Genomic DNA, 8,917 nt, shown 5'->3' on the forward strand with positions numbered 1-8,917 from the left:
TCATAACATGGCGAGATTCACTTACATTATGCTGTTACATTCCCTGGTGATTTACTTACATTCTCTCTTCCTTACTCACCTAGTGATTCACTCATATTCCCTCATGATTCACTAAGCTTGAGCCTTGTCGTTCACTTAAAATCCGTACATGGCGTCCCTGCAGCACAACCCTGCCTTCGCTAATCCAGCGAACCACTTCGGGATATAGCTGGTGTTCGATCAAATGTACACGGGAAGCTAGCGTATCCTCCGTGTCCTCTTCATGGATTTCCAAAGCTCTTTGCGCAATAATCGGTCCTGTATCCATTCCGCCATCCACATAATGAACCGTTACCCCGGTCAACTTGACTCCGCTTTCCAGCGCCTGTCCGATCGCATTCAAGCCGGCGAACGAAGGGAGCAGTGACGGATGGATGTTAATCATTCTTCCGTAAAAAGGCTCGACAAGAGACTCCGTAATCAGACGCATATAGCCTGCGAGCACGATGAGGTCAATCTCCCGTTTACGCAGCTCCGCAAGAATTTCCTGCTCATATGCTACTCGCGATTCGTAATCTTTAGGAGAAAACACAAACCGGGGAATCCCTGCCCGCTTCGCTCTGTCGACAACTGGCGCCTTCGGCTTGTCACAGACCAGCAGAGCAATGCGTACCGGCAGCGTACCCGCCTCCACAGCATCTATCAGCGCCTGGAAGTTAGTGCCGCTGCCCGAGGCAAAAACAGCTATCGTAAACGGCTTACTCATACCTGGACACCATTGAATACAACCTTTTGTGTCCCTTTCACAACTTTACCGATGCGGTACAATGTTTCTCCTTGTTCACCAGCCAGCTGGATCGCTTTTTCCGCTTCGGCTTCCGGCAGCACGAGCACCATCCCGATTCCCATATTAAAGGTTGTAAACATATCGCGATTGCTGATTCCGCCCTCGGCCTGCATCAGTTCAAAAATAGCCGGAATCGGCCAAGAGCCATAGTCGATCTGCACATCGACCTGATCCGGAAGCATTCTCGGAATATTTTCGATGAATCCGCCGCCGGTAATATGCGCCATGCCTTTAATCGTCACCTGGCCAAGCAAATGCTGGATTGGCTTAACGTAAATTCTGGTCGGTTCGAGCAGAACTTCACCCAGCGGTCTGTCCAGCCCGCCAAGCTGCTGCTCCAGCGAGTAGCCCTTCTGCTCCAGCAACAGCTTGCGGACAAGAGAAAATCCGTTGCTGTGTACACCGCTGGAGGCCATACCGAGCACTACATCGCCGGGTTGAATAGTCGAGCCGTCAATGATTTTGGCCTTATCAACAATTCCCACCACGAAGCCGGCGATATCATATTCGCCGTCTGCATACATCCCGGGCATTTCAGCCGTTTCACCGCCAATGAGCGCACAGCCGGATTGCACGCAGCCTTCGGCAATGCCTTGAACAACCGCTTCGATTTTTTCAGGGACAATTCGGCCGCTTGCCAAATAATCGAGGAAAAACAGCGGCTCTGCGCCTTGTACGACGATGTCATTGACACACATTGCCACCGCATCAATGCCTATCGTATCGTGTTTGTCCATGGCAAAAGCCAGCTTCAGCTTAGTACCTACACCGTCCGTACCGGATACCAGCACCGGCTCCTCGTATTTGTTCTTATCAATTCCGAATAAGGCGCCAAAACCGCCCAGCCCTGTCAAGACTTCGGGACGGAACGTCCTCTTGACGTGCTTTTTCATTCTTTCCACCGCTTCATTGCCCGCTGCTATATCCACACCTGCTTGTTTATAAGCTTCAGACATGATTCACACTCCTCTTTTTGAGCTCAGAGCCAAAATCAGTGCTAGACTTCCAACGGAGCAAACTGCTACGTTATTGTGTCAAACTCCAATTGCAAACATGAGCCTTTTTAACCTCTATCCATCAACAGCCGCAGCCAGCAGCTTGTTCATTCAGCTTCGTTGGGTAGTCCCCGTCAAAACAACCCATGCACATTCCCCGGTTGTATTCTCCTGCCGGACGGCCAATCGCTTCCAGCAAGCCTTCCTTCGAGAGGAAATGCAGGGAATCCGCATTTATCTTCTGACGAATCTGTTCCACCGATTTGCTTGAGGCAATCAGCTCTTCCTTGCTGGGCGTATCGATCCCGTAATAACAAGGATTCATATACGGAGGAGAAGTAATGCGTACGTGTACTTCCTTCGCTCCCGCTTCCCGCAGCAAATTGACAATGCGCAAGCTGGTCGTTCCCCTTACGATGGAATCGTCGATCATGACTACCCGTTTGCCTTCAATAACTTTGCGAACCGCGCTGAGCTTCATTTTCACACCGCGTTCGCGCATTTCCTGGCTGGGCTGAATGAAGGTCCGGCCCGTATATTTGTTTTTGATCAAGCCAAGCTCGTAGGGAATCCCCGTTTGCTCCGCATAGCCAATGGCCGCCGAAATGCTGGAATCCGGAACCCCGGTAACGACATCGGCATCGACAAACGCTTCCATAGCCAATTGCTTGCCCATCCGCTTCCGGGCGGAGTGCAGGTTGATATTATCCATATCGCTGTCCGGCCGGGAAAAGTAAATAAACTCCATCGCGCACATAGCCCGCCGTTCCATTGGTGCAAAGCGGTATTCCCTCATTCCGCTGCTGTCAAACACCAGCATTTCGCCAGGTGAAATATCGCGCAAATAAGTTGCCCCGACAGTTTCAAACGCACAGGTTTCTGAAGCAAACACATAAGCATCCCCGATTTTGCCGATGACAAGAGGACGCAACCCGTTCGGATCCTGCGCCACAAACAATTTATCGTTGACCATAATAAGAAAAGCGAACCCGCCTACAATTCTTTGCAGAGCTTCCTTGACCGCTTCGACAATGTTATCTTGGCGGGAACGGGCAATCAGATGAATGACGACCTCTGTATCGCTCGTCGTCTGAAAGATGGATCCCTGCTCCTCCAATTCCGCCCGGATTTCAGCGGCATTGACAATATTGCCATTGGTCGCAATCGCAATATCGCCCCCACGGTATTTGAAGACGAGCGGCTGGGCATTTTGCAGCTGACTTTCACCTGAGGTGGAGTAACGGACATGCCCTATAGCCGTTGTGCCCTGCAAGGAGTCCAGCCGGTCATTGTCAAAGACCTCCTTGACCAAGCCCATATCCCGATGGTAATAAAACTTCTCGCCATCGGTCGTACAAATCCCGGCGCTTTCTTCTCCACGATGCTGCAAGGCATGCAGTCCGAAAAAAGACAAAGCCGAAGCTTCGGGGTGGCCAATAACCCCGAAGACTCCGCATTCTTCTTTTAACTTATCCAAACCTAGTTTATCGATTCCTTCGTTGTAGTAATTTCCCTCCCACGTCCGCGGGAGAATTATGCGTTCATCAGGCATGGAATCGCATCCTTCCAGATCGTTTTCAACTCTTCCACGGAGGAGCTGATCACTTCCTTGGCATTGATTGTCACGGTCAGACTTTGTCCTTGAACTTTCCCGATTCTACGGCACGGTACGCCGTATGCAGCAAAGTGTTGAGCGGCCTTCTCCGCTTGCTCAGAATCTACGCTCACGATAATTCTCGATTGGCTTTCACTGAACAGCTCTACATCGTCTCTAAGCCCGCTGGCGAGGGAAATGTCGGCGCCAAGGCCGCCGCTGATGCAGCTCTCGGCCAGGGCTACACCGAGACCTCCTTCAGACAGATCATGAGCAGAAGCTATATAGCCGTCACGAATGGCTTTCAGCACGGCCTCCTGCAGCTTTTTCTCAGTAGTGAGGTCTAGCACCGGAGGGCGGCCTTCCGTTTTGCCATGAATCACGTACTGGAATTCACTGCCTCCGAGCTCTGCTTTTGTTTCGCCGAGCAGCAAAATCTCATCACCCTCGCGCTTGAAGCCTTGAGTGGTGATATGATCGATATCTTTTATCAAGCCGACCATGCCAACTACCGGAGTCGGGTAGATCGCTCCTTTGGCATTCTCGTTGTACAAGCTTACGTTCCCGCCGATAACCGGAGTGTTTAATTGACGGCAGGCATCCGCCATGCCATCAACCGCTTTTTCAAGCTGCCAGAAAATTTCCGGCTTTTTCGGATTGCCGAAATTCAAGTTATCCGTAATCGCCAGCGGCTCAGCTCCGGAGCATACGATATTCCGCGCTGCTTCGCTCACCGCAATACGTCCCCCCATCTCGGGATCAAGATAGACGTAGCGGCTGTTGCAATCGGTTGTCATCGCAAGAGCTTTGCGTGTTCCGGGAATTGTAACGACTGCAGCGTCTGATCCGGGACGGACGGCTGTGCTTGTACGAACCATGTAGTCGTACTGATTGTAAACCCATTCTTTGCTTGCCACCGTAGGTGAAGCCAGAATCTGTTTTAACGCACCGTTCAAATCAGTCACTTCCGGATAAGTCTCCAGAAGCTTCAGATCAGCGTTAGCCGAATAGTAGGCTGGCTCTTGGGATGGATTATCATAAACCGGGCATTCGTCAACCAGTGCCTTAACCGGCATATTGGCGACCTCCTCGCCCTTGTGGAACAAGCGCAGATTGCCGTCGTCAGTTACTTTGCCAACCTTGGGGCAATCCAATCCCCAGCGCTTGAAGATGGCTCTGGCCTGATCCTCATGCTCAGGACGAACGACGAACAGCATTCTTTCCTGCGATTCGGACAGCATCATTTCATACGGTGTCATTCCCTCTTCCCGCTGCGGAACCTCATCGAGGTAGAGCTCCATGCCGTTGCCGGCTTTGCTCGCCATTTCCGCACTGGAGCAGGTCAAGCCGGCTGCACCCATATCCTGAATGCCGACAACGATACCCGAATCAATCAGCTCGAGGCAGGCTTCAAGCACAAGCTTCTCCATGAACGGATCGCCTACCTGCACAGCGGTTCTTTTCGCTTCGGACTCTTCCGTAATTTCCTCAGAAGCAAAAGTCGCGCCATGAATACCGTCACGCCCTGTAGCCGGACCAACGTAAAACACAGGGTTTCCTACCCCTTGGGCGACGCCTTTTTGAATTTTGTCATGATCAATCAAGCCTACACACATGGCGTTAACTAGGGGATTTCCCTCGTAGCTCTCATCAAACGTAATTTCGCCGCCTACGGTCGGGATGCCGATACAGTTTCCATAACCGGCGATTCCGCTCACGACATGCTCGAATAAATATTTTACGCGGGCGTTGTCCAGCTTGCCAAATCTGAGCGAGTTCAAAAGCGCGACCGGGCGTGCCCCCATGGAGAAGATATCCCGGATGATTCCGCCCACGCCAGTAGCGGCTCCCTGGTAAGGCTCTACCGCTGACGGGTGGTTGTGGCTCTCGATCTTGAAAACGACCGCTTGATTATCGCCGATATCCACTATTCCCGCTCCCTCTCCCGGTCCCATCAGAACCTTCGGGCCGGTAACCGGAAACTTCCTCAAGACGGGCTTGGAGTTTTTATAGGAGCAATGCTCGGACCACATGACGCTGAAGACGCCGATTTCCACATAGTTCGGCTTGCGGCCCAAAAATCCGCAAATCATTGCATACTCTTCATCCGTAACGCCCATCTGCTTGTAAAGCTCTTGCTGTTCTATCTGTTCAGCGTTAGGTTCTCTAGCCGATAACTGCTGCGTCATGTGTCTCCCTCCAATGATTCAGTATCGAAGTAAACATTTTCTTGCCGTCTTTAGAGCCAAGAAGTTCGCTAATAGCTCTTTCCGGGTGAGGCATCATGCCGACAACCCTGCCATTCGGACTGCAAATCCCGGCAATGTCATCGATCGATCCGTTCGGATTCTCCCCTTCGTAGCGAAAAACAATACGATTGTTTTGCTGCAGCTCTTTCAAGGTTTCCTCATCACAGTAGTAGTTGCCTTCGCCATGAGCGATTGGAATGTCGATAATTTCCCCCTCCTGGTACTGATTCGTAAAGGGAGTATCGGCATTGACAACCTTAAGCGACGCAGGATGACAGCGGAACTTGAGCGAACGGTTACGGAGCAGGGCCCCAGGGAGGAGACCCGCTTCAGTTAAGATCTGAAATCCGTTGCAAATCCCGAGCACATATTTCCCTTCTTCCGCCGCCTTCTGCAATGCACCCATTACCGGAGCGAAACGGGCAATCGCCCCGCAGCGCAAGTAGTCGCCGTAGGAGAAGCCTCCAGGGACGAGAATGCAGTCATAAGCCGACAAGTCTGTCTCGGTGTGCCAAACATAGCTGACCGGCTGACCAATTGTTTCTTCTACGGCCTTGAAGCAGTCGATATCGCAATTGGATCCCGGAAATACGAGAACCGCAAAGTTCATGGTGTACCCTCCTAAAAATGTGGTTGACAGCATCGGTTGACGCTTTGTCTCGCAGGTTAAGCCGATAGCCAGCCGCCTGTCTTTTTTCTGGGATTAACCTGCCGTCCTACTTCAGTTCAAAACGGTAGTCTTCCACAACCGTATTAGCAAGAAGCTTTTCGCACATAGCTTTCAAACGGCTTTCAGCCTCTGTCCGGTCGTCTGTATCCAGTTCCACTTCCAAATACTTGCCGATTCGCACCTTGCTGACTTCCTCAAATCCCATGGAATGAAGGGCTCCTTGCACAGCGTTACCTTGCGGGTCAAGGACACTTTCCTTAATCGTCACATATACAGTCGCTTTGATCATGAATTCTCGTTCCTCCTGTGTAATCGGATAAGAAAGCTGGTCTGCTACTCAGGTTGCCAGCCGGGAATAAATCTCCCGGTAGCGGGCTGAGGTAGCTTCAACTACCTCTTGGGGCAGTTCGTCCGGCTCGCTGTTCTTGTCCCAGCCGGATTGTGCCAAATAAGAACGGACTGGCTCTTTGTCCATACTGTCTATTTCAATGTCGAGCGCATAATTTTCCTTGGCCCAGAATCGGGAGGAATCTGGTGTAAACACTTCATCGATCAGGACAATCTCCCCATCAATAAGACCAAATTCAAACTTCGTATCGGCCAAAATGATGCCTTTCGTCTCACAATAATCATGAGCGAATTGATATAAACGCTTGCTCGTTTCGGCCAGCTTGTCGGTAAGCTCTTCACCCACGAGCTCTTTCATTCGCTCAATCGAGATGTCCTCGTCGTGTCCGACATCGTTTTTCGCAGCTGGTGTGAACATGGGCTCAGCAAAGCGCTCATTCTTGCGCATGCCTTGAGGGAGCTTGTGTCCGTTGATCTCACCAGTTGCTTGATATTGGCGCCAGCCGCCGCCCGTAATATAACCGCGGACGACACATTCGATATCAATTCTTTCCGCCTTGCGGGTGACCATAATCCGCTTCGCCAATTTATCGGGATCCGTTACCAGACCTGACAGTCGGGTAACATCGGTATGAACCATATGATTCTTTTGTATATGGGCCGTCTTCTCAAACCAAAAACGGCTCAATTGATTAAGCACATCTCCCTTGTGGGGCACAGGCGGACGCAGCACATAGTCAAAGGCGGAGATGCGGTCGGTTACCGCAATCAGATAATGCTCTCCAAGATCATACAGCTCCCTGACCTTGCCTTTGTACAGCAGCGGCGCTTTAATATAGTCGACTGTTGTAGCGACGGCATACGGTGAATGCTCTGCATTCAAATTTGCATCTGCGTTCATGGATTTCCTCCGTAAGAATGACGTGTATTAGTCCAGGCCCAATCTTTTGAAAATCGTGTCAACATGCTTTAGATGCCAGCTTGGATCGAAGCAGTCAGCAATTTCCTCTTCGCTAAGCTGCTCACGAATGACGCTGTCTTCTTCTACAATTTGCCGGAAGGAGCGCTGCTCTTCCCAGGCCAGCATAGCTTTGGGCTGTACCGTATCATAAGCCTGCTCGCGGCTGAAGCCTTTGTCAATAAGCTTAGTCATGACGCGGCCGGAGAAAGGCACCCCGTAAGTAGACTGCATATTCCGTTTCATGTTTTCCGGGAATACGGTCAGGTTGCGAACAATATTCGAGAAGCGGTTCAGCATATAGTCAAGCAGCACGGTCGCATCCGGCAAAATAATCCGCTCAACCGAAGAGTGGGAAATATCCCGCTCATGCCACAAAGGAACATTCTCATAGGCGGAAATCATATGGCCGCGGATGACGCGGGCAATTCCCGACATGTTCTCACAGCCGATCGGATTGCGCTTGTGCGGCATAGCTGATGATCCTTTTTGGCCTTTGGCGAAAGCTTCCTCCACCTCGCGAAACTCGCTCTTTTGCAGGGCGCGGATTTCTGTAGCAAACTTATCGATCGATGTAGCGATCAGAGCAAGGGTAGCCATATACTCGGCATGGCGGTCGCGCTGCAGCGTCTGTGTCGAAATCGGTGCCGCTTTCGTTCCGAGCTTGCTGCACACATATTGCTCGATGAAAGGATCGATGTTCGCGTAAGTTCCAACCGCCCCGGAGATTTTACCGAACTGCACACCTTCAGCGGCATGGCGGAAGCGCTCCAGATTGCGTTTCATTTCCTCATACCACAGCGCCATTTTCAAGCCAAAAGTTGTCGGCTCAGCGTGCACGCCATGCGTTCTTCCCATCATTGGCGTATTTTTATATTGGATAGCTTTATCTTTAAGAATGTCGATAAATGCAAGCAAATCCTTCTCAAGAATTTGGTTGGCCTGCAGAAGCAGATAACCTAGAGCCGTATCGACTACATCCGTCGAAGTCAAGCCGTAGTGAACCCACTTGCGCTCTTCTCCTAATGATTCAGAAACTGCGCGGGTAAAAGCAATCACATCATGGCGGGTTTCCTGCTCGATATCATAGATTCGGTCGATGGAGAATGCAGCCCTCTCTCTCAGCCTTTTAACGTCCTCTCGAGGAATAACGCCAAGCTCAGACCATGCCTCACATGATAAAATCTCCACTTCCAGCCATGCTTTGAATTTGTTTTCTTCCGTCCAAATGGCGGCCATTTCCGGCCGGGAATAACGCTCTAACATAAGGCCCCACT

General features: G+C 51.1%; 8 protein-coding genes. All 8 read right to left on the reverse strand.

Features of this window, described 5'->3' with window-relative positions; translation table 11 throughout:
• Nucleotides 1-91: 91 nt before the first annotated feature.
• On the reverse strand, nucleotides 92-745 hold the full coding sequence (gene purN, locus PSHG_RS10685; protein ID WP_010272647.1) for a phosphoribosylglycinamide formyltransferase: 654 nt from the start codon (nucleotides 743-745) through the stop codon (nucleotides 92-94).
• Complete coding sequence (purM, locus tag PSHG_RS10690; RefSeq protein ID WP_010272650.1) at nucleotides 742-1,782, reverse strand: phosphoribosylformylglycinamidine cyclo-ligase; 1,041 nt, start codon at nucleotides 1,780-1,782, stop codon at nucleotides 742-744. Before purM ends, purN begins: the two co-directional genes overlap by 4 nt.
• Nucleotides 1,783-1,903: 121 nt before the next feature.
• Complete coding sequence (purF, locus tag PSHG_RS10695; protein WP_010272651.1) at nucleotides 1,904-3,373, reverse strand: amidophosphoribosyltransferase; 1,470 nt, start codon at nucleotides 3,371-3,373, stop codon at nucleotides 1,904-1,906.
• On the reverse strand, nucleotides 3,355-5,604 hold the full coding sequence (gene purL, locus PSHG_RS10700) for a phosphoribosylformylglycinamidine synthase subunit PurL (RefSeq protein WP_010272652.1): 2,250 nt from the start codon (nucleotides 5,602-5,604) through the stop codon (nucleotides 3,355-3,357). Before purL ends, purF begins: the two co-directional genes overlap by 19 nt.
• Nucleotides 5,582-6,274 carry a phosphoribosylformylglycinamidine synthase subunit PurQ gene (gene purQ / locus PSHG_RS10705; RefSeq protein WP_010272653.1) on the reverse strand — a complete coding sequence of 231 codons (693 nt, stop codon included), beginning with the start codon at nucleotides 6,272-6,274 and terminating at the stop codon, nucleotides 5,582-5,584. Before purQ ends, purL begins: the two co-directional genes overlap by 23 nt.
• 106 nt (nucleotides 6,275-6,380) lie before the next feature.
• Nucleotides 6,381-6,623: a phosphoribosylformylglycinamidine synthase subunit PurS gene (gene purS, locus PSHG_RS10710; RefSeq protein ID WP_010272654.1), complete on the reverse strand. Its 243-nt coding sequence runs from the start codon at nucleotides 6,621-6,623 to the stop codon at nucleotides 6,381-6,383.
• 48 nt (nucleotides 6,624-6,671) lie between these two features.
• On the reverse strand, nucleotides 6,672-7,583 hold the full coding sequence (locus tag PSHG_RS10715) for a phosphoribosylaminoimidazolesuccinocarboxamide synthase (RefSeq protein WP_010272655.1): 912 nt from the start codon (nucleotides 7,581-7,583) through the stop codon (nucleotides 6,672-6,674).
• Between the two features lie 27 nt (nucleotides 7,584-7,610).
• Nucleotides 7,611-8,906, reverse strand: a complete 1,296-nt coding sequence (gene purB, locus PSHG_RS10720; protein ID WP_026021311.1) for an adenylosuccinate lyase — start codon at nucleotides 8,904-8,906, stop codon at nucleotides 7,611-7,613.
• Between the last annotated feature and the right edge of the window lie 11 nt (nucleotides 8,907-8,917).

Source organism: Paenibacillus senegalensis JC66, from assembly GCF_000285515.1.
In the GTDB taxonomy this organism is placed as follows: Bacteria; Bacillota; Bacilli; order Paenibacillales; family NBRC-103111; genus Paenibacillus_L; species Paenibacillus_L senegalensis.

Bases quoted from the DNA above. Each gene is read 5' to 3' on its own strand.
- purM (WP_010272650.1), bottom strand. From the start codon at position 1,782: ATGTCTGAAGCTTATAAACAAGCAGGTGTGGATATAGCAGCGGGCAAT.
- purF (WP_010272651.1), bottom strand. From the start codon at position 3,373: ATGCCTGATGAACGCATAATTCTCCCGCGGACGTGGGAGGGAAATTAC.
- purQ (WP_010272653.1), bottom strand. From the start codon at position 6,274: ATGAACTTTGCGGTTCTCGTATTTCCGGGATCCAATTGCGATATCGAC.
- purN (WP_010272647.1), bottom strand. From the start codon at position 745: ATGAGTAAGCCGTTTACGATAGCTGTTTTTGCCTCGGGCAGCGGCACT.
- purB (WP_026021311.1), bottom strand. From the start codon at position 8,906: ATGTTAGAGCGTTATTCCCGGCCGGAAATGGCCGCCATTTGGACGGAA.
- PSHG_RS10715 (WP_010272655.1), bottom strand. From the start codon at position 7,583: ATGAACGCAGATGCAAATTTGAATGCAGAGCATTCACCGTATGCCGTC.
- purS (WP_010272654.1), bottom strand. From the start codon at position 6,623: ATGATCAAAGCGACTGTATATGTGACGATTAAGGAAAGTGTCCTTGAC.
- purL (WP_010272652.1), bottom strand. From the start codon at position 5,604: ATGACGCAGCAGTTATCGGCTAGAGAACCTAACGCTGAACAGATAGAA.